The organism is Kitasatospora sp. NEAU-69 (assembly GCF_057158765.1).
In genome coordinates this window covers 12,850-32,250 of record NZ_JBWXUE010000015.1, presented here as the reverse complement: position 1 = coordinate 32,250, position 19,401 = coordinate 12,850, and the positions used below count along the sequence as shown (strand labels likewise).

The following is a 19,401-nucleotide window of genomic DNA, read 5'->3' as shown; positions in this document are numbered from 1 at the left end:
CCGCTGCTCTACCTAGGGCCGCTGCTCGTGGTCGGGCTTGTCCCGGTCGTGGCCGGGGTCCTCCCAGCGGGGGTCGTCCCAGCGCGGGTCCTGCCACCAGTCGTCCTCGGGGTCGCGCTTGTTCGCGAAGACGGCGGCCAGCGGCGGGATCACCATCGCCACCACGCACATGCCGATCGCCGCGCCGACCGAGAAGAACCGCACGACTCCCCAGGCCAGGACGAAGAGCCCGAGGCACCCGGCCATCATCACGAAGTAGTAGGTGCGCCTGCGCCGCTGCTGCACACCACCACGGTACGGCGAAGAGCCCCTGCCTGGGCAGGGGCTCTTCGCAGCCGATTCACGGCCGGGTTCGCAGCCGGTTCACGGCCGGCTCACGGCCGTACGCGGCGGCTCAGACCGCGATCGCGACCTCGGTCTGACCGCCCTGGGAGGCGACCACCACGCGGTCCACCGTCGCGCCCGGGACGAGCGCGCGCACGGTCCACTTGCCCGGGGCCGCGAAGAAGCGGAACTGCCCGGTCGCCGAGGTCGGCACCTCGGCGGTGAAGTCGCCGCCCTCGTCCAGCAGCCGGACGTAGCCGGTCACCGGCTCACCGTCACGGGTCACGGAACCCTGAATGATCGTCTCGTTCGCCACGTCAACTCCTGCCAGGTCCGGCCCGCCGGCCTTCGCACCACACATGTCTTGGGATCTCCCTTGCCTACTGGTACCGCGGTGCTCAGGCGCCGAGCTCGATCGGCACGCCCACCAGGCTGCCGTACTCGGTCCACGAACCGTCGTAGTTCTTGACGTTCTGCTGGCCGAGCAGCTGGTGCAGCACGAACCAGGTGAGCGCGGAGCGCTCGCCGATCCGGCAGTAGGCGATGGTGTCCTTGGCCAGGTCGACGCCCTCCTGCGCGTACAGGGCGCGCAGCTCGTCGTCCGACTTGAAGGTGCCGTCGTCGTTGGCGTTCTTCGACCACGGGATGTTGCGGGCGCTCGGCACGTGACCCGGGCGCTGCGACTGCTCCTGCGGCAGGTGGGCCGGGGCGAGCAGACGGCCGGAGAACTCGTCGGGCGAGCGGACGTCGACCAGGTTCTTCTCACCGATCGCGGCGAGCACGTCGTCGCGGAAGGCACGCAGCGACGTGTCCTGGGACTGGGCCCGGTACTCGGTGGCCGGGCGGACCGGCACCTCGGCGCCGTCGACCAGGTCACGGGAGTCCAGCTCCCACTTCTTGCGGCCGCCGTCCAGCAGGCGGACGTCGCCGTGGCCGTACAGCTTGAAGTACCAGAAGGCGTAGGAGGCGAACCAGTTGTTGTTGCCGCCGTAGAGCACCACGGTGTCGTCGTTGGCGATGCCCTTGGCGCTCAGCAGCGCCTCGAAGCCGGCCTGGTCCACGAAGTCGCGGCGGACCGGGTCCTGGAGGTCCTTCTTCCAGTCGATCCGGACCGCGTTGCGGATGTGGTTCTTGTCGTACGCGGACGTGTCCTCGTCGACCTCGACGAGAACGACCTTCGGGTCGTCCAGGTGGGCCTGGACCCAGTCGGCGTCGACCAGGACGTCGCTGCGGCTCATGTGATGTGTCTCCATCCGGGGGCGGTTGGCGGAAGGTGTGTACCCCGACGGGGGCCGATTCCGGGCTTCCTGATCACTTGTCCGAATATCTGTCCGGATAGTGGGACGGGGCGGAGCTGCGGGTGCCGTCGGGCGAAAGATCTCTCAGGGGTGGCCGGAGGCGAAAAATGCCTGCTCAGGCCAGTGAGCGGAGCGTGGCGGCGAGCCAATTCTGCCGGAGCGGGCCGCCGGTCAGCGCATTCGACACAGGCAGGCAGCCACGCGGCAGAGGTCTACCGCCCGCCGCTTTGTGAGGTCTGCCTGTCGCTTCATGGGGACGATGCTAGGGACCGGGGAGCGCCCCTGTCACCAACGTATCGAATACCGAGACAAAAACATCCGCACTCTGGGATTTGACCCCTTCTTGGCCGTGCCCTTGGTGCGCGGCGCGCATGGCTGGCCGCCGAACGGGCACCAGGGCGGCGCCGGGAATCAGTTGCTGAGGTGCAGCCCGGTGCCGTGGAAGGCGAGCGCCAGCCCGTCCGGCTGCGGGGCGACCTCGCTCAGGTCCAGGCCGACCGGCATGCCCTGCAGGTCGAAGCTGCGGGAGCCGATCGCCGAGCTGATCATCTCGCTGACCCCGGGCAGCGCGCCCACGCCGGGCAGGTCGCCGACACTGGCGACCATGATCCGGTTGCCGTCGTTGCGCAGCTTCACCGTGGTGCTGAGCCGCTGACCGAAGAAGGTGGCGCTGACCTTGATCTGGCCCGGACCGCCGTAGCCGAGCGTGGTGTTCGCGTCCAGACCGAGCAGGTCGTGGACCTGCTGATAGCTGAGCCGCCCACCACCGGTACCCGAATCCACGGTCGCCGACTTCTCGTCGCCGCTGATCTGAAGCCCCTTCAGCTGGGCGGAGAAATCGGCCACTTGGAAGCTCTGACCGCCGCCGGTCAGCTGCACGCTGGGCGCCGAGAGCCGGACGCTGCCCACCTTGTGGCTCAGCAGGTCGGGCAGGAACGGGAAGTCGTCGATGGTGACCGCGGGCTTGCCGCGCAGACCCTGCTGGTCGGCCAGCCGCGTGGCGGCCTGGCTCTCGGCGACCGACACCGCGATCCGGTCGGCGCCGACCAGCAGGCCGGCCAGCACGAGCACGGCGATGACCGCCTTGATCCAGGTCCGCATCGAGACTCTCCCCGTCCGTGATCGTCCTACCGGCTACCTGCGATACGACGATCGGACCGGAACCATGGTTCCGGTCCGATGATTCCTCCGGGCCCTGCCGGAAGTGCCGACTGCTGCTCGGCCGTCTGCTCGGCCTACTGCTCAGCCGCCGGCGAACGGCGGCAGCACCTCGACCGTGCCGCCCTCGCTCAGCGCCACCGTCGTGCGGTCACGCCCGCCCACCGGCTCGCTGTCCACCAGGAAGGAACAGATGTCCAGCACTCGGACGAACTTCGGCCGGTCCGCGTGCCGCTCCTTGGCCTGCGCGAGCGCCTCGGCCAGCGTGGCGGCGCGGTACTGCTCCTCGGCGACACCGGCCTCGGCCTTCGCCGCGGCCCAGTAGCGGATCGTCCCGGTCGCCGCGGTGGCGGCGCCCTCCGGCCGGAGGCCGGAGGAGGGTTCGGTGGTCGCGGTCATGGCGGCCCCTTCTCGAATCTCGAAGGTGTACACATAACGTGCCGGTCGGTGCCGTGCTCCATGATGGCCCCGCCGCCCATGCGACCGGGAATCTCGCAGGCCAGACCGGTCGCACCCCCGGCGCACGGCTGCGAACGCGAGCTGGATCACGCCCCCGGACCCCTTCGCCGACCCGGTCCGTTGGGCTATTCTCATGCCGTAAGGGATCCGGGCAGAGTCGCCCCCGGGTCCTTTTGTGCTTTCAGGACACCGATCCGGACGTCCTTGCGAGTGGTAGCACCCGTACCAGTGGAAAGGGGACGACCCAGGTATGAGCTCACTCCTCCTGCTCACCAACGCCCTGCAGCCCTCGGCAGAGGTGCTGCCGGCCCTCGGCCTGCTGCTGCACCAGGTACGGGTCGCCCCGGCCGAGGGCTCCGCCCTGGTCGACACCCCCAGTGCCGACGTCATACTGATCGACGGCCGCCGCGACCTGCCGCAGATCCGCAGCCTCTGCCAGCTGCTGCGCTCCACCGGTGTGAGTTCCCCGCTGATCCTGGTGGTCACCGAGGGCGGCCTGGCCGCCGTCACCGCCGAGTGGGGCATCGACGACGTCCTGCTCGACACCGCCGGCCCGGCCGAGGTGGAGGCGCGGCTGCGGCTCGCCACCGGCCGCCAGCAGCAGGCCGCGGTGGACGACAGCCCGATGGAGATCCGCAACGGCGACCTGTCGGTCGACGAGGCGACCTACTCGGCCAGGATCAAGGGCCGGGTGCTCGACCTCACCTTCAAGGAGTTCGAGCTGCTCAAGTACCTCGCCCAGCACCCGGGCCGGGTCTTCACCCGGGCCCAGCTGCTGCAGGAGGTCTGGGGCTACGACTACTTCGGCGGCACCCGGACCGTCGATGTGCACGTGCGGCGGCTGCGGGCCAAGCTCGGCGTCGAGCACGAGCAGCTGATCGGTACCGTCCGCAACGTCGGCTACCGCTTCGTCGTGCCCTCGCACGGTGACCGGGGCGAGCGCGCCGGCGCCGCCCCGACCGGCGCTCTGAGCAGCGAACACCCGACCGAACAACCGGTCGGCAGCGCCCTCGAGGGCTGACCTCGGCTTCATCCTGTCGGCGGGCCCGGCGACGTACCGGGCCCGGCCGCTGGTCGACTGGACAAACACGCGTAGACTCCGTGCGTGGCCAAGGTGACGCGCGACGATGTAGCCCGACTGGCTGGGACCTCGACCGCGGTCGTCAGCTATGTCATCAACGACGGTCCGCGGCCGGTGGCGCCCGCGACCAAGGAGAAGGTCCTCGCCGCGATCGAGCAGCTCGGCTACCGGCCGAACAGCGTCGCGCAGGCGATGGCCTCCCGCCGGACCAACCTGATCGGCATGATCGTGCCGGACGCCCGGCAGCCGTTCTTCGCCGAGATGGCACACGCGGTCGAGCGGGCCGCCTCCGACCGCGGCAAGCTCGTGCTGATCGGCAACTCGGACTACGCCGACGACCGCGAGATGCACTACATCCAGGCCTTCCTCGGGATGCGGGTCTCCGGCCTGATCCTGGTCAGCCAGGGTGCCCCGCAGCGCGCCGCGAAGGAGTTCGCGGCGATGGAGGGCGCGAAGGTGGTGCTGCTGCACCGCCGCCCCGACGCGATCGACGACGTCTCGGTGGTCACCGACGACGTGGGCGGCGCCGAACTCGTGGTCCGTCACCTGCTGGAGGTGCACGGACACCCGTACGTCGCCTGCTTCGGCGGCCCGGTGGACACCCCCGCGCCCGGCGACCCGGTGATCGACCACGTCGAGGGCTGGCAGCGGGCGATGGACTCGCACGGACTGCCCGCCGAACAGCACCTGATCGACGCGCCGTTCCACCGCTACGGCGCGTACGAGGTCGCGGTCGAGCTGCTGCGCTCGCCGAACCGGCCCACCGCGATCTTCTGCTCCACCGACGACCAGGCGATCGGCGTGCTGCGCGCGGCCCGCGAGGTCGGCCTGCGGGTGCCGGAGGACCTCGCGGTGGCGGGCTTCGACGACATCCCGGAGGCCGCCCTGGCCGACCCGCCGCTGACCACCGTGGCGAGCGAGCGGGAGGCGATGGCCCGGGCCGCGGTGGACCTGGTGCTGGACGACTCGCTGATGGTGCCGGGCTCGGACACCGAGCGGGTCCGGCGGTTCCCGTCGCGGCTGGTGGTGCGGCGCTCCTGCGGCTGCGACGGCACCTTCGCGGACGCCGGCACCGAGGCCGCGGGCGACGGCGCGGTCGAGCCCGAGCGTGTGGGCGACGCAGAGTAACGGGTCTTTATGAGAAGTCAACGGGCTTCTCTTGCCGTTCTGACCCGGCTCTCATCGGATCTTCATCCGATGGGCGGACGTTATTGGTCATGAGCGACCAGCACCGCATCACCGGAGATGAGCCGGGGCACCACCTCCCGCCGCAGTCGGCCGAGGCGCCCACCGCTCAGTACAGCTACTTCAACGCGCCGGCCCCCGAGCCGCTGCCGCAGCCCGAGCCCGCGATGGCCGAGCACGCACTGCCCGATCCCGCGATGGCCGACCCCGCGACGCCCGGCCACGCCAAGCGCGCGGCCCGCACCGGCTTCCTGCGCGGCCGGCTCGCCCTGGTCACCGCGGTCGCAGCCGTCGCCGGCGTACTCGGCGGCCTGGCCGGCGGCGCGATCGCCGACAGCCGGCACACCACCGCGAGCGCGACCACGCTGGTCGCCCCGGTGGCCGCGAAGTCCGACGGCAGCGCGAACGTCGCCGCGATCGCCGCCGCGGTCTCCCCCAGCGTCGTCCAGATCACCGTGCAGACCAGCACCGACACCGCGACCGGCACCGGCGTGATCCTCACCGCCGACGGCCAGATCCTCACCAACTTCCACGTCATCTCCGGTGCGGTGGACTCGGGCGGCACCATCACCGTCACGTACCAGAACGGCTCGAAGACCAGCGCCACGGTCACCGGCAGCGACAAGTCGATGGACGTCGCGGTGATCACCGCGAGCGGCGCGAGCGGCCTGACCACCGCCGTGCTCGGCAGCTCCACCTCGGTGGCCGTCGGCGACCCGGTGGTGGCCATCGGCAACCCCGACGGCCTGACCGGCACCGTCACCTCCGGCATCATCAGCGCCAAGAACCGCCAGGTCACCGTGCAGGTGGACGAGGGCACCACGCGCGGCAACGGCGGCTTCGGCTACCCCTACTTCCCGGGCTTCGGCGGCCGCGCCCCGTCGAGCAGCGCCGGCAGCACGGCCACCTACTCGGCCCTGCAGACCGACGCCGCGCTCAACCCCGGCAACTCCGGCGGCCCGCTGCTCAACGCGGCCGGCCAGGTGATCGGCATCAACTCCGCGATGTACTCCGGCAGCGGGACCAGCGCGAGCAGCAGCCAGGCTGGCAGCGTGGGCCTCGGCTTCGCGATCCCGATCGACTCCGTCAAGCAGGTCCTGCCGAAGCTCCAGGCCGGACAGACCCTGTAAGACGCCGAACGGGCGGTCCCGCACCGCACAATGGCAAGACCCCTTCCGGACCCAGAGAGGGCCAGACCGCCGATGACTCCCCCCGCCGACGACCGCACACCTGCCGAGCAGCCGGCAGCCCCCGCCCGACTGCTCGTGGTCGACGACGAGCCCGCGCTGCGGGACGCCCTGGAGAGCAGCCTCGCCTTCGAGGGCTACGAGGTCGTCACCGCGACCGACGGCTACGAGGCGCTGGAGGCCATCGAGCGCGAACAGCCCGACCTGGTGCTGCTCGACATCATGATGCCCCGGATGGACGGCCTGACCGCCGTGCGCCGGATGCGCTCGCGCGGCGACACCGCACCGGTCCTGATGCTCACCGCCCGCGACGCCGTCGGCGACCGGGTCACCGGCCTCGACGTCGGCGCGGACGACTACCTCGCCAAGCCCTTCGAGCTCGACGAGCTGCTCGCCCGGGTCCGCGCCCTGCTCCGCCGCAACGCCCTGGCCGCCGAGGCGGCCGCCCGGGCGACGGCGGTCGAGGACGACTCCGAGGTGCTCGCCTTCGCCGACCTGCGGATGAACACCGCCACCCGCGAGGTGACCCGGGACGGCCGGCCGGTCGAGCTGACCCGCACCGAGTTCATGCTGCTGGAGATGTTCCTGGCCCACCCGCGCCAGGTGCTCACCCGGGAGCAGATCCTCAAGGCGGTCTGGGGCTTCGACTTCGAGCCCTCCTCCAACTCGCTGGACGTCTACGTGATGTACCTGCGCCGCAAGACCGAGCAGGGCGGCATGCCCCGCCTGATCCAGACCGTGCGCGGAGTCGGCTACGCCCTGCGCGCGCCCAGCGGGGCGACGGCCTGAGGACGATGAGCAGCACGGCAACACCATCACGGGGGCGGGTTTCCCGCTGGTACCACGGAAGATCGCTGCGCAGCCGGCTGGCGATCCTGGCTTCACTGGCGGTGGCGGTGGCGATCGCCGTCTGCTCGGTGGCGTTCTGGTTCATCGTCCGCACGAACCTGTACGACCTGCAGCGTGAGCAGCTGGCAGCGGCACCACTGTCGCTCCCCCTGCTGCCCACGATCGAACTCAACACTGTCTGTGCTGCCACCGCACAGGCCGCGGTGACCGATCTGCAGAATGCGAACGCGACGCTCGACCGCGCATACCCCCAGCTGGCGAATCCCACGGCACACCAGAACCGCTGGGACAGCGAGCTGATCAGCGCGGACGGCTCTCAGGTGTGTCTGGCTATCGGCAGCAGCCCGATTGCCGTCAATGTGCAGCAGTCGTACCTGGACGCGCTGAGCCTCGGCCGAGGGCAGGCCGTGTTCCGTGATGGCACTTATCTGAACGGCGACCCGGCCGTGGTCAGGCTCACGCACTACCAGGATCGCGCGCACAACAGCTACGTCCTGGTGACCGCCTCGCCCCTCAACAAGGTGGACGACTCGCTTCAGCAGCTCGCCTTCCTCCTCCTCGCCGTGGTCGCCGTCGGTGCCCTCGGGGCCGGCATCACCGGTCGTATAGTCGCCCGGGCCGCGCTCAAGCCGGTCCACGACCTCACCGATGTCGTCGAGCACATCGCCCGTACCGAAGAAGTCGGCACCACGATCCCGGTGCACGGCAACGACGAGATCGCCCGGCTCTCCAGCTCGTTCAACTCGATGAGCACCGCGCTGGCGAACTCCCGTGAGCGGCAGACCCGGCTGATCGCGGACGCCGGGCACGAGCTGCGCACGCCGCTCACCTCGCTGCGCACCAACGTCGACCTGCTGATCCGTAGCGATGTCACCGGCCGGGCGCTGCCGCCCGCCACCAAGACCAAGATGCTCGCCAACATGAAGGCGCAGATGCAGGAGCTGACCCTGCTGATCGGCGACCTGCTGCAGCTCTCCCGCCCGGACTCGCCGCAGCCCGGACAGAACGTGGCCGTGGTGGCGCTGCACGACATCGCGCAGCGGGCGATCGAGCGGGGCAAGCTGCGCGGGCCCGGGCTGACCTTCGACGTGACGCTCGACCCCTGGTACGTGCGCGGCGACGCCGCCGCGCTGGAGCGGGCCGTGATGAACCTGCTCGACAACGCCGTCAAGTACAGCCCGCCGGGCGGCACCATCGAGGTCACGCTGCACCAGGGGCGGCTCACCGTGCGCGACCACGGGCCCGGCATCCCGCCGGACGAGCTGCAGTACGTGTTCGACCGGTTCTGGCGCTCGCCGTCGTCCCGTCAGCTCCCGGGCTCCGGGCTGGGGCTGTCGATCGTCGCGCAGACCATCGAGGACTCCGGCGGCCAGGTCGCGCTCGGTCCGGCGCAGGACGGCGAGTCCGGCGCCCTCGCGGTGGTCCGGCTGCCCGGCTCCGCCGAGAAGCCGGACGCCGTGCCGCCGACGCTGCCGCGCGACTGACCGCGCGGCCCACCTGGCCGTCCGGCCGTCCGCGGTTCGGGCGGCCGGGCGGCCGGGCTCAGACGCCCGGCTCGGCCTCCAGCTGGCGCTCGGCGCGGATCCGTTCGGCGACCGCGTCCTCGGTCATCGCGCGGTCGGTGTAGACGAGCGGGCGCTCGGCCTCGGTGATGATGTGCTTGACGACTTGGACGTTGCCGTTGACGTCCCAGACCGCGATGCCCGGGGAGAGCGTCGGGATGATCTCCACCGCCCACCGTGGCAGGCCGAGCACCCGTCCGGTGGCGCGGGCCTCGTCGGCCTTCTGCATGTAGATCGTCCGGGTGGAGGCCATCTTGAGGATCGCCGAGGCCTCCTTCGCGGCCGCGCCGTCCACCACGTCCGAGAGGTGGTGGACGACCGCCACGAAGGACAGCCCGAGGCGGCGGCCGAACTTCAGCAGGCGCTGGAAGAGCTGCGCGACGAAGGGGCTGTTGATGATGTGCCAGGCCTCCTCGACCAGGAAGATCCGCTTCCTGCGGTCGGGCCGGATCCAGGTGTGCTCCAGCCAGACGCCGACGATCGCCATCAGGATCGGCATCGCGATCGAGTTGCGGTCGATGTGCGAGAGGTCGAAGACGATCAGCGGGGCGTCCAGGTCGATCCCGGTCGTGGTGGACCCGTCGAACATGCCGCGCAGGTCGCCGTCGACCAGCCGGTCGAGCACCAGCGCCACGTCCAGGCCCCAGGACTGCACCTCGTCCGGCGCGACGCCGAGCGACTCGACCGAGGAGAGGTCGGGCTTGCGCAGCGTGTCGATGATGTCGCCGAGGATCGGCTGGCGGTCCGTCACGGTGGCCCGGACGTGCGCGTGCGCGGCCTTCAGCGCGAAGCCTGCCCGCTCCTCCAGGCCGCGCCCCATCGCCACCTCGATGATGGTGCGCAGCAGTGACAGCTGGCCGGTCGTGGTGATCGCGGGATCGAGCGGGTTGAGCTTGACCCCGCCGTCCCGGGCCGCCATCGGGTCGAGCCGGATCGACTTTATGCCCAGCGCGTTGGCGATCAGGTTCCACTCGCCGACGCCGTCCTCGCCCTGCGCGTCCAGCACCACGACCTGGCGGTCGCGGAACCGCAGCTGGCGCAGCACGTAGGTCTTCTCCAGCGCCGACTTGCCGTTGCCGGACTCGCCGAGGACCAGCCAGTGCGGGGCCGGCAGCTGCTGACCGTAGAGCTGGAACGGGTCGTAGACGTACCCCTTGCCGCTGTACACCTCACGTCCGATGATCACCCCGGAGTCGCCCAGTCCCGGCGCGGCGGTCGGCAGGTAGACCGCCTGGGCCTGGCCGGTGGAGGTGCGCACGGGCAGCCGGGTGGTCTCCACCTTGCCGAACATCAGACTGGTGAAGGCGTCGGTGAGCGAGGACATGGGCGATTGCATCGGGTGGGCCCCCAGAGTCGGCGGGATGGGCTCAGCGGGACGGGTTCAGCGGGACGGGCCGGGCTGGACGGCCTCGGCGGGCAGGGCTCGGCCGGATCGGCTCAGCGGCGGATGCCGGTGGCGAACGGCAGGGTGTTGACGAACGCCCGGTGGTGCTCGCGGTCGCACCACTCCAGCTTGAGGTAGCTCTTTCCGGCCGACGCGCGGATCGTCCGCTTGTCCCGGGCCAGCGCCTCGGGGCTGCGCGAGGAGACCGTGATGTAGCCGACCAGGTTCACCCCGGCGGCGCCGGAGGCGAGGTCGTCACCGCGCTGGTCCACCCGGCCGGTGTGCGCCAGGTCGCGCGGGTCCACCGTGCGGTTCATCTTCGCGGCCCGGCTGGCCTCGGCCTCGTCGTTGGTCTTCTCGGTCAGCATCCGCTCGATCGCGACGTCGGTCGGCTCCAGGTCCATCGTGACGGCGACCGTGCGGATCACGTCCGGCGTGTGCACCAGCAGCGGCGCCAGGAAGTTGACGCCCACCGGGGTGAGCGGCCACTCCTTGATCCAGGCCGTGGCGTGACACCACGGCTCGCGGGTCTGCGACTCACGCGTCTTGGCCTGGAGGTACTGCGGATCGGTCGCGTCCAGCTCGGCCGGCCAGGCGTTGCGCCGGCTCATCGCCTGGATGTGGTCGATCGGGTGGTCCGGGTCGTACATCGAGTGCAGCAGCGAGGAGAGCCTGGCCTGCCCGAGCGGCTGCCGGACCCGGATGTCCGCCTCGGCCAGCCGGGCGCAGATGTCGGTCAGCTCGCGGGCCATCACGGCCGCCAGGCCGTCGTCGTCCCGGGCCCGCTCGCCGGTGGCGGTGCGGCCCATCGCGTGCGCCTCGGCGGCCAGGTCACGGGTGTAGTGCATGCAGGCCACCAGGTACGCCCGGTGCTGCTCGGAGGAGGTGGAGACCATCGACTGCAGCTGGTCGTAGGAGTCCTGCAGCCAGCGCGGGGCGTCGTGGTCGCCGCGCCGCTCGACGTCCTTCGCGTGCGCGTCCGGGTCGGCGGGCAGCGTGCGGGCCAGGATCTGCAGCCGGGTCACGAAGCCGTCGCCGTTCGCGACGTGCTTGAGCAGCGTGCCGAACCGGTCGACCAGCGCCTCCTGGTCCTCCGAGTCGCGCAGGCCGACGCCCGGTCCCTCGATCTCGATCGCGGCGGTCACCGTGCGGCGCTCCAGGTGCATCAGCACCCCGACCTCGTCCGGCCCGAACGGCGCGCTCAGCCAGCGCAGCCGCCCGACCCCCGGCGGCGGGCCGACCTCGATCTCGCGGCCGTCGAACCGGGTGCCGGCGTCCATCGCGGTGGACTGCCAGATCGCCCGGCCGCTGCGCAGGGTGCGCCGGTACGTGCGGTTGATCTCCACCCAGCGGTAGAAGGTGCGCCGCCGGTAGGGCACGTAGACGGCGGCGATCGCGAGCAGCGGCAGGCCGACCAGACCGGCGATCCGCAGCGCCAGGACCGGCATCAGCAGGCCCCAGAGCATGCCCAGGAAGGCGCCGAAGATGATCAGCATGATCTCGCCGGACTCACGGTTGCGCCCGATCGGCGCGTTCGGCCGGGACTTGCCGATCAGGTAGGTACGGCGCTGGTGGACGTGCGGCTGGGCGTACTGCCCCCCGAACTGGCCGAACGGTTCACTGCTCATGGTGCGTCACCCTCCCTTCCCTGGATTCTGTGCCTGGGCCGGCGGGGCGGCCGGCCGGACGTTGGGCGCCGGCGGGGCCGAGGCGCGCGAGGCATGCGCGGCGATCCCCGCCGCGGCACCGCCGCCGCCCGCGGCCGCACTGCCGCCGGACCCCCCGCCCTCCGCACCACCGCGCGAACCGTGCGTGGAGATGCCCTGCTTGACCAGGTTGGCGGGCCCGTTGATCATCGCCGATCCGGCCGAGACCGCGCTGGCCCGGGCCTGGCGCAGGTGCATCATCTCGTCGCCGAACCCGGGGACGAAGCGGTAGATCGCGGTGCTGGCGAAGATCGACAGCAGCAGGATCGCGAGCCCCGAGATCACGTGCGAGAAGTCGTCCGAGGCGCCGGCACTGGTGGCCAGCGCGCCGGCCAGCCCGAGGATGATCACGATCACCGGCTTGGCGAGGTCGATCGCGGTCATCAGGCCGGCCCAGCGGCGCACGTGCTTCCACAGCTGCTTGTCGACCAGCCCGGCGTAGACCGCGGTGCCGAGCAGCGCGCCGATGTACAGCATCAGGGCGCGGATGAAGAGTTCGAGCCAGAGCACCACCGCGGCCAGCACCGCGACCAGCGAGACCAGGATCAGGATCAGCGGCCCGCCGCCGATCGTGCCGTGCTCCAGCGTGTCGGCGAAGCTGCCGAGGTAGCTGCTGGTGTCGGCCTTGGTGCCGGACATGATCGCCGTGGTCAGCCCGTCGGTCGCGCCGACCAGTGTGTAGAGGATCAGCGGCGTGAACGCGGAGGCCACCACGGTCAGCCAGAGGAAGCCGATCGCCTCCGAGAACGCCTGACTCAGCGGCACCCCGCGCACCGCGCGCTTGGTGACCGCGAGCAGCCACAGCACGAGCGTGATCACGGTGGAGCCGGCGAAGACGACGGCGTACTGCTGCAGGAACGAGGCGTTGGTGAAGTCCACCTGAGTGGTGCCGTTGATCTGCCCGGACACGTTGCGCACCACCCAGGCGGCAGCCTGCGCGAACGCCCTGGCGAGCGAACCGAGCGGGTCGGTGACGCTGCCCACGGTGCTGGAACCGGGGAGGTTGGTACCGGGATTGGTACCGCACACCGTGTCGGCCCCGGGAAGGGGGAAGTTGCAGGGCTGCTGACTCGGCGCCACGGGCGACGGAGAAGCGGTCGCGCCCGGCGAGGCGGTCGCGCCCGGCGCCGCGAAGGCGCGCTGGGCCAGCAGGATCGCGCCGAGCTGCGCCACGGCCATCGCCGTCCCGAGGCGGCCCGCGCGGCGGACGAAGGAGTGTTCGCGGGCGTCAGCGGGCATAGCGGAAGCCTCCGAACTGCTGGACGGCGCCAGTGATCTCGTCCGAACTGGACGCCTCCTGGTCACCCGGGGCCGGGGCGGGACCGGCCTGCTGGCCGAAGTCGGTGAGTTTCCAGTCGCTACCGGTCCAGTGCAGGCTGAGCGTGAGGGTGTACCAGCTCTCCCGCACCGGCTTGCTGGAGCCCACGCCTGCCAGACCGCTCAGGCCGACGCACCAGACGTACGCCTTGGTGCCGTCGGGTGTGTAGCCGTCGGTGCGGGTGCCGATCGGTACCGCGCGGCTGACGAAGGTGAGGCCGGCCGGCGCGTGCGCCTGGGCGTCCAGCCCGAGGCCGGCGAGCACCGCAGGGGACATCGCCTGGTCGAGCCTGGTCTGCAGGGCGGTGGCGGAGCCGGGGTCGGCGATCGCGGCGACTATCGCGTGCCGCCCGTCGGTCCGGAACATGTCCAGGCCGCCCAGCGCGACGGCGTAGTTGGCCGCCGCGGACTGCGCGCCCGGCTCGGTGTGCGGGTAGCCGGTGCCGATGCCGTTGGTCGTCGTGGTGCTGACGGGCTGGTCACCGCTCGGCGCGGTGGGCGCCGAGCTCACCGGCGACGAGGACGCCGGTGGCAGCGGTGCGAGTGACTGCTGGGCGCCGCTCTCGCCGGCCGGAGCGGACTTGCCGTTGTTGGCGATCGAGATGGCCAGCACCAGCAGCGTGACCACGACCAGGACCGTCAGCAGGGTGCGCAGCGGCCTGGCCTGACGGCCCGACGGCGGCGCGGAGGACTGTTCGCCGACCGGCAGCCGCGTTCTGGTGTGCGGCTGGTCGTCGGGCAACGGCACGGCGGCCCTCCTGGGACGGGGAGCCGGTGGTAGGGCTCCAGCGTGAACTGGCGAGTGGGTCTGCTGGTCTGCTGAGACGACTGTGTGATCGTCAGATGGCCATGCCGTACACAATGGTGAACAGCGTGCCCAGAGATCCGATGATGAACACGCCGGTCAGCCCGGCGATGATCAGCCCCTTGCCCTGTTCGGCGCTGAAGGTGTCACGCATCGCGGTCGCGCCGATGCGCTGCTTGGCCGCGCCCCAGACCGCGATGGCCAGGCAGGCGAGGATGGCGACCGCCATCACCACCTCGACCATGATCCGCGCCTCCGAGCCGAGCGTGGAGAACGGCCCCCAGTCCGGCGCGATGCCACCGATGATCGTGTTGATGTTGCCCTTGGCCGGCGGCGGGTCCGCAGCCAGCAGGCCACTTGCGTATCCACTCACCGTGTTACCCACACTGCTCACTGCCTCACTCACGTGCATTTCCTGTCTCACCGCCCGATCAGGCAATTCAAGGCCCAACACCGGAGAGGAGCGAAGGGCCGGGACCTATTCTTGGCCAGATCTGATGTCGACTTGGCTACTTCTGGAGGATTGGTCGCGAGCCACGGGACACGTAGGCCAGGATGTCCACTGTAGGAAGGATAGCGCTCACTCTTTGTATCTCCGATGATTGCGCTGAGCAACGCCTTGCAGCAGACTTACGGGGGTGTCGGCCGATCGACCTGGCGCGTGCGGGGGGCATATGCGTTCCGCTGCCGCGCCGGAGGCTCCGCCCAAGGGGCACAAGCGCTCTGACACTGCATCGGGATGGTGCTGATGGTACTCCGGAAAGGCGCCCCGGCGGCGATCGCGGGCACTGTTCTGTTCGGCCTCCTCGGCCTGCTCGTCCTCGGCACGTACGCGGCCAGCGGCGTATCGCAGTACGGAAGTGGCCAGGGGCTCGCCCCCGGCACGGTTCCGGCCGCCTATCAGGGACTTGTGCAGCAGTGGGGCAACTACTGCCCGCAGATCAGCCCGCCGCAACTGGCGGCTCAGCTTTACCAGGAGAGTGGTTTCGACCCGTCAGCACGCAGTGGCGTCGGAGCCATTGGTATCGCCCAGTTCATGCCGGACACCTGGGGCGAGTACGGGATCGACCCGAACCACGACGGCAAAGCCGACCCGCTGGACCCGGCCGACGCGATCCCCTCGATGGCGAACATGGACTGCGACATGGCGAAGAAGACCGCTGGCGTCCCGGGTGACCACGAAGGCAACATGCTCGCCGCCTACAACGCCGGCTACAACCGCGTGCTGCAGTACAACGGCATCCCCCCGTTCACCGAGACCCAGGGCTACGTCCGCTCCATCGAGGCGCTCCAGCAGAGCTTCGCCGCCCCGGTCAACAACAGCATCGCCGTCTCCGCGCAGGCCTCGGGCGCGATCTACTTCGCCCAGACCAAGCTCGGCACACCGTACCTGTGGGGCGGCGAGGGCCTGCCCTCGCAGGCCGGCCGGTTCGACTGCTCGGGCCTGACCCAGGCCGCGTTCGCCTCGGTCGGCATCACGCTGCCGCGCGTCGCCAACGACCAGTGGTACGCCGGCCCGCACCCCTCGCGCGACCAACTGCGGCCGGGCGACCTGGTCTTCTTCGCCACCGACCTGAACGACCCGCGCAGCATCCACCACGTCGGGATCTACGTCGGCGGCGGCTACATGATCAACGCCCCGCACACCGGCGCGGTGATCCGCTACGACACGATCGACCAGGCGGACTACATCGGCGCCACCCGGGTGACCCAGGACGGCGCGGCCGCACTGCCGGTCCGCGGCTCCGACGGCACGATCACCCGCAACGGCGGCCCCGGCCAGCAGCCCGCCACCACCCCGGGCAGCGCGAGCACCACCCCCACGACGACACCGCCGGCCGCACCCCAGGCGAGCCAGTCGGCGGCGGCGCCACCCCAGCCCACCGCACACGCCTGAGGCGGGGACGACGCACTGACGGGCCGACTGACGGGCTGCCGTGCCGAGGGGTTGACGGACTGCCAGATCTTGCACGTTGCGTCAAGTTTCCATAACAGTCCGTTCTCGTGGAACGCTGTGGCCCGCCCAGGTCGTTCTGTCCAGAGGCAGAACGACCTGATCATGGAACCGACCATCGTGCCGACCAGCCGGCAGAACCCAGGAGGTACGGCGTGTCCACGCTGCTGGCCGACACCGGCAACCCGGACCTCGGCCTGCTCTACACCGTCAACGGCTGGGCCAAGGAGTCCCCGGGCTGGCTGGACTCGCTGGTCTCCTGGATCGGCGAGTACGGCATCCTGCTCGGCCTCTTCACGCTCTGCGCGGTCGGCTGGCTGGCCGCCCGCCGCCGGCCGGACGCCCCGGTGGCGGTGGCCGGGCTGCTCTGGGCGCCGCTCTCGGTCGCGATCGCCGAGCTGATCAACCTGCCGATCGCCGCGATCGTGGACCGGCCCCGCCCGTTCGTGGACCATCCAGGGCTGGACGTGCTGGTGGCCGGCAAGGCCGGTACGCACTCGTTCGTCAGCGACCACGCGACGATGTCGATGAGCGTCGCGGTGGCGCTCTTCCTGGTGAACCGCCGCCTGGGCGCGATCGCCGGGGTCCTGGCACTGCTCCAGGGCTTCTGCCGGATGTTCATGGGCGTGCACTACCCGACCGACGTGCTCGGCGGCTACGCGCTGGCCACGGCCGTGGTGCTGCTGCTCGCGCCGATCGCGATGGCCGTGCTGGTGCCGCTCTGCCACGCGGTGGCCAGAACCGCCGCCGCACCGCTGATCACCGCCGGTCCGGCCGGCAGCCCGCGCGGTGGCCGGCGGCGTCGCCGGGCGGACGGCTCGGTGGCGGGGCAGCCCGCCGACCCCGCCTCGGAGCGGGCGACCGAGTCCGACCTGGCGGCCTGATCCGCCGGGCGGTCGGCTCTCAGCCGGTCTCGCCGAGAACGGCACTGCCGACGCCGTTCTCGGCGAGGTGGTCCGCGGCGTCCCGTCTGGCCCTGTCCCGCGAGCGGCGGGCCGGTGCGAACCAGCCACAGCTACAGCTCGCGAGGGCGAAGGAGCCCCGTTCGGCCACTGTCACCTGGTGACCGGCGGCCGGCGCGGCCGGCGGCGGGTCGGGATCGGCTATGGCATGACGGTCGGACGACGCCGACAGCTCGGGATGCACGTCGTTCACGGTAACCCGGGCAGCTCCCGGAGCACGAAGCTCATCCCCCCAAGCACGACGCCCGGCGCATGGCGCTCCAACACCGGCGCGCGCCGCGCAACACGCGCCGGTTGGCTCGTAACCGGATGCGGCAGCGCTCGTTCTCGCAGTGACGGCGCCGTCCACCCAGGGGCGGCGGCCTGCCGGGCACCGGCCCGAGGGGGTTGAAAACACCATGGGGGCTGAGATCACCATGACGAAGTCGCCGCGCCAGAGTGCGCGGTTCCTCGGTTCAGCGGCCGCCGCCGCACTGCTCGCCGCTTCGCTGGCCGCCTGCTCCGGCGCCGGATCGGGTTCCGGCTCGACCGACGCCTCGCCGGGCACCGGCGGTGACGCGGCCACCCACAGTGCGCCCGCCGACAAGCTCTCCGACGACCCGGTGACCGCGGTGCGCGACGCCGCCGACATCACCGGACGGGCCGGTTCCGCCCAGGCGGCCACCCAGCTGACCACCGAGTCGGCGGACAAGAAGGCCTCGTTCACCGGCACCGGCGACTACGACTACGTCAAGCGGATCGGGCGCCTGGAGGTCTCCGTGCCGCCGGGCGCGGCGACCACCGGCAAGGTGGTCGAGGTGGTCGAGCCCGGCGTCGTCTTCCTGCAGAACAGCGGCGCCAAGGTGCCGCAGGGCAAGTGGGTCAAGCTGGACGTCCGCCAGCTGGCCGACGGCAATCTGATCAGCAACGGCGCCACCGACCCGGCCAGCGCGGCCGGGGCGCTGCGCGGCGTCCAGCAGGCGAGCGTGGTCGGCGACGAGACCGTGAACGGGATCCCGCTCAAGCACCTCAAGGGCACCCTGGACCTGGCCAAGGCCGCGGACGCCACCGGCGGCGAGGGCGCGTACGGCCTGCGGATGGCGGCCGCCGCGTTCACCGTGAAGGACGTCCCGTTCGACGCCTGGCTCGACTCCCAGGGCCGGCTGAACAAGGTGACCGAGGTCTTCACGTTCGCCGGAGTGGCCGGCTCCAAGGACCCCAAGGACCAGGTGACGGTGACCTCGTCGCTGACGCTGAACGGCTTCGGCGGTCCGGTCCAGGTGGCCGAGCCGGCCGCCGCCGACGTGGTGGAGATGAAGGACAACGGCACACCGAAGTGACACTCCGTCGGCCCCCGGCGGCCGCTGACCGGTCCTCAGCGGCTGCGGCCACCCGTTTCGGCGGCAGAGATGGCCCGTCCGTGCCATGGGGTGCGGGCCCCGCACTGTCTAGGCTGGAGACGGGTGGCTTCTGCCCCGGGGTGCGGACGCTGAAGGGGTGGTGCGGGGTGTCGTCCTCCGCGGATCGAGCGGTCGGCCACGAGAGCGCGGCGCTCGACGAGATCGAGCTGGCCGGCGAGCTGATGATCGCCGCCACCGACAGCACCGCCGACCGGCTGCCGACCGCCCGGATCGACGAGGTGCTGCTGCAACAGCCGCCCGGCGGCCCGCAGTCCGAGCCGGCGCAGGACTGATCCCGGCTCAGGCCGGCCGCTCAGCCACCCGATCAGCCGGGTCAGCCGGTCAACCGGTCTGCCGCTCCTCAGCTGCGCAGCAGCCGGCCGATCGCGGTCATCGCCTCGGCGACCTTCTCGTCCATCGCCGCGCCGCCCTCCTCGACGGCCGCCGCCACGCAGTGCTTGATGTGCTCGTCGAGCAGCGAGAGCGCGAAGGACTGCAGGGCCTTGGTGGTCGCCGAGACCTGGGTGAGGATGTCGATGCAGTAGACGTCCTCCTCGACCATCCGCTGCAGACCGCGGGCCTGGCCCTCGATCCGGCGCAGCCGCTTGAGGTGGTCCGGCTTGTGCGAGCTGTAGCCGTGCGGGCCGTGGCCGCCCGTCGCCGCGGGCCCGCCCGCGCCCGCGGTGTCCGCGTCTTCGGTGCCCGTGCTCTCGGTGGTCATCGGCCCTGCCCCGCTCTCGTCCTTGTCCGGCCGGTCCCCGCCGGTGCCCCACCAGTGTCCCGCACCTGAC

Annotated in this window: 22 protein-coding genes; 9 read left to right on the top strand and 13 right to left on the bottom strand. The window is 71.3% G+C overall.

What is annotated here, in order from left to right; genetic code table 11:
• Window positions 1-12 precede the first annotated feature (12 nt).
• The 6 genes from AC060L_RS18900 to AC060L_RS18875 all read right to left on the bottom strand — a co-directional run bounded on the left by AC060L_RS18900 (window position 13) and on the right by AC060L_RS18875 (window position 3,179).
• On the bottom strand, window positions 13-285 hold the full coding sequence (locus AC060L_RS18900; RefSeq protein WP_483799962.1) for a DUF3099 domain-containing protein: 273 nt from the start codon (window positions 283-285) through the stop codon (window positions 13-15).
• Between the two features lie 109 nt (window positions 286-394).
• A complete protein-coding gene (locus AC060L_RS18895; RefSeq protein WP_483799961.1) occupies window positions 395-685 on the bottom strand; it encodes a DUF1416 domain-containing protein in 291 nt (96 codons plus the stop codon).
• Between the two features lie 37 nt (window positions 686-722).
• The gene (locus tag AC060L_RS18890; RefSeq protein ID WP_483799960.1) at window positions 723-1,562 is read right to left on the bottom strand and encodes a sulfurtransferase; all 840 of its coding nucleotides are present in this window, start codon (window positions 1,560-1,562) and stop codon (window positions 723-725) included.
• Window positions 1,563-1,793: 231 nt separating this feature from the next.
• Window positions 1,794-1,874: an Ms5788A family Cys-rich leader peptide gene (locus AC060L_RS18885; RefSeq protein WP_369405619.1), complete on the bottom strand. Its 81-nt coding sequence runs from the start codon at window positions 1,872-1,874 to the stop codon at window positions 1,794-1,796.
• Window positions 1,875-2,033: 159 nt separating this feature from the next.
• Window positions 2,034-2,723 (bottom strand): LmeA family phospholipid-binding protein, encoded by a 690-nt coding sequence (locus AC060L_RS18880; RefSeq protein ID WP_483799959.1) that lies wholly within the window; start codon window positions 2,721-2,723, stop codon window positions 2,034-2,036.
• A 141-nt stretch (window positions 2,724-2,864) separates the two neighbouring features.
• The gene (locus AC060L_RS18875; protein ID WP_483799958.1) at window positions 2,865-3,179 is read right to left on the bottom strand and encodes a MoaD/ThiS family protein; all 315 of its coding nucleotides are present in this window, start codon (window positions 3,177-3,179) and stop codon (window positions 2,865-2,867) included.
• A gap of 310 nt (window positions 3,180-3,489) precedes the next feature.
• Here AC060L_RS18875 and AC060L_RS18870 point away from each other — a divergent pair, with 310 nt between their 5' ends.
• The 5 genes from AC060L_RS18870 to AC060L_RS18850 all read left to right on the top strand — a co-directional run bounded on the left by AC060L_RS18870 (window position 3,490) and on the right by AC060L_RS18850 (window position 9,025).
• On the top strand, window positions 3,490-4,260 hold the full coding sequence (locus tag AC060L_RS18870; RefSeq protein ID WP_483799957.1) for a response regulator transcription factor: 771 nt from the start codon (window positions 3,490-3,492) through the stop codon (window positions 4,258-4,260).
• A gap of 84 nt (window positions 4,261-4,344) precedes the next feature.
• The gene (locus AC060L_RS18865) at window positions 4,345-5,448 is read left to right on the top strand and encodes a LacI family DNA-binding transcriptional regulator (RefSeq protein WP_483799956.1); all 1,104 of its coding nucleotides are present in this window, start codon (window positions 4,345-4,347) and stop codon (window positions 5,446-5,448) included.
• An 89-nt stretch (window positions 5,449-5,537) separates the two neighbouring features.
• Window positions 5,538-6,635, top strand: coding sequence for a S1C family serine protease (locus AC060L_RS18860; RefSeq protein WP_483799955.1), 1,098 nt, complete (start codon window positions 5,538-5,540; stop codon window positions 6,633-6,635).
• A 72-nt stretch (window positions 6,636-6,707) separates the two neighbouring features.
• Window positions 6,708-7,481 carry a response regulator transcription factor gene (locus AC060L_RS18855; RefSeq protein ID WP_483799954.1) on the top strand — a complete coding sequence of 258 codons (774 nt, stop codon included), beginning with the start codon at window positions 6,708-6,710 and terminating at the stop codon, window positions 7,479-7,481.
• Window positions 7,482-7,486: 5 nt separating this feature from the next.
• Complete coding sequence (locus tag AC060L_RS18850) at window positions 7,487-9,025, top strand: ATP-binding protein (protein WP_483799953.1); 1,539 nt, start codon at window positions 7,487-7,489, stop codon at window positions 9,023-9,025.
• Between the two features lie 58 nt (window positions 9,026-9,083).
• Here the strand turns inward: AC060L_RS18850 and AC060L_RS18845 are convergent, their stop codons facing one another.
• From AC060L_RS18845 to AC060L_RS18825, 5 genes are all read right to left on the bottom strand, one after another.
• Window positions 9,084-10,439 carry an ATP-binding protein gene (locus AC060L_RS18845; protein WP_483799952.1) on the bottom strand — a complete coding sequence of 452 codons (1,356 nt, stop codon included), beginning with the start codon at window positions 10,437-10,439 and terminating at the stop codon, window positions 9,084-9,086.
• Window positions 10,440-10,540: 101 nt separating this feature from the next.
• The gene (locus tag AC060L_RS18840; RefSeq protein WP_483799951.1) at window positions 10,541-12,115 is read right to left on the bottom strand and encodes an SCO6880 family protein; all 1,575 of its coding nucleotides are present in this window, start codon (window positions 12,113-12,115) and stop codon (window positions 10,541-10,543) included.
• Window positions 12,116-12,121: 6 nt separating this feature from the next.
• Window positions 12,122-13,432 (bottom strand): hypothetical protein, encoded by a 1,311-nt coding sequence (locus AC060L_RS18835; protein ID WP_483799950.1) that lies wholly within the window; start codon window positions 13,430-13,432, stop codon window positions 12,122-12,124.
• The gene (locus AC060L_RS18830) at window positions 13,422-14,258 is read right to left on the bottom strand and encodes a hypothetical protein (RefSeq protein WP_483799949.1); all 837 of its coding nucleotides are present in this window, start codon (window positions 14,256-14,258) and stop codon (window positions 13,422-13,424) included. The genes AC060L_RS18835 and AC060L_RS18830 overlap by 11 nt, the downstream gene beginning before the upstream one ends.
• Window positions 14,259-14,349: 91 nt before the next feature.
• Complete coding sequence (locus AC060L_RS18825; RefSeq protein WP_483800127.1) at window positions 14,350-14,667, bottom strand: hypothetical protein; 318 nt, start codon at window positions 14,665-14,667, stop codon at window positions 14,350-14,352.
• 396 nt (window positions 14,668-15,063) lie between these two features.
• On the opposite strand from AC060L_RS18825, the gene AC060L_RS18820 reads away from it, so the two are divergent.
• Entirely contained in the window at window positions 15,064-16,212 is a 1,149-nt protein-coding gene (locus AC060L_RS18820) for a C40 family peptidase (RefSeq protein ID WP_483799948.1), read from the top strand.
• Window positions 16,213-16,424: 212 nt separating this feature from the next.
• Entirely contained in the window at window positions 16,425-17,153 is a 729-nt protein-coding gene (locus tag AC060L_RS18815; RefSeq protein ID WP_483799947.1) for a phosphatase PAP2 family protein, read from the top strand.
• Window positions 17,154-17,172: 19 nt separating this feature from the next.
• Here the strand turns inward: AC060L_RS18815 and AC060L_RS18810 are convergent, their stop codons facing one another.
• Window positions 17,173-17,415, bottom strand: coding sequence for a hypothetical protein (locus AC060L_RS18810; RefSeq protein ID WP_483799946.1), 243 nt, complete (start codon window positions 17,413-17,415; stop codon window positions 17,173-17,175).
• A gap of 232 nt (window positions 17,416-17,647) precedes the next feature.
• On the opposite strand from AC060L_RS18810, the gene AC060L_RS18805 reads away from it, so the two are divergent.
• Window positions 17,648-18,550 carry an SCO4651 family lipoprotein gene (locus tag AC060L_RS18805; RefSeq protein WP_483799945.1) on the top strand — a complete coding sequence of 301 codons (903 nt, stop codon included), beginning with the start codon at window positions 17,648-17,650 and terminating at the stop codon, window positions 18,548-18,550.
• A gap of 167 nt (window positions 18,551-18,717) precedes the next feature.
• The gene (locus AC060L_RS18800; RefSeq protein ID WP_483799944.1) at window positions 18,718-18,903 is read left to right on the top strand and encodes a hypothetical protein; all 186 of its coding nucleotides are present in this window, start codon (window positions 18,718-18,720) and stop codon (window positions 18,901-18,903) included.
• 68 nt (window positions 18,904-18,971) lie between these two features.
• Here AC060L_RS18800 and AC060L_RS18795 read toward each other — a convergent pair whose 3' ends face one another.
• On the bottom strand, window positions 18,972-19,331 hold the full coding sequence (locus AC060L_RS18795) for a metal-sensitive transcriptional regulator (protein WP_483799943.1): 360 nt from the start codon (window positions 19,329-19,331) through the stop codon (window positions 18,972-18,974).
• Window positions 19,332-19,401: the final 70 nt, after the last annotated feature.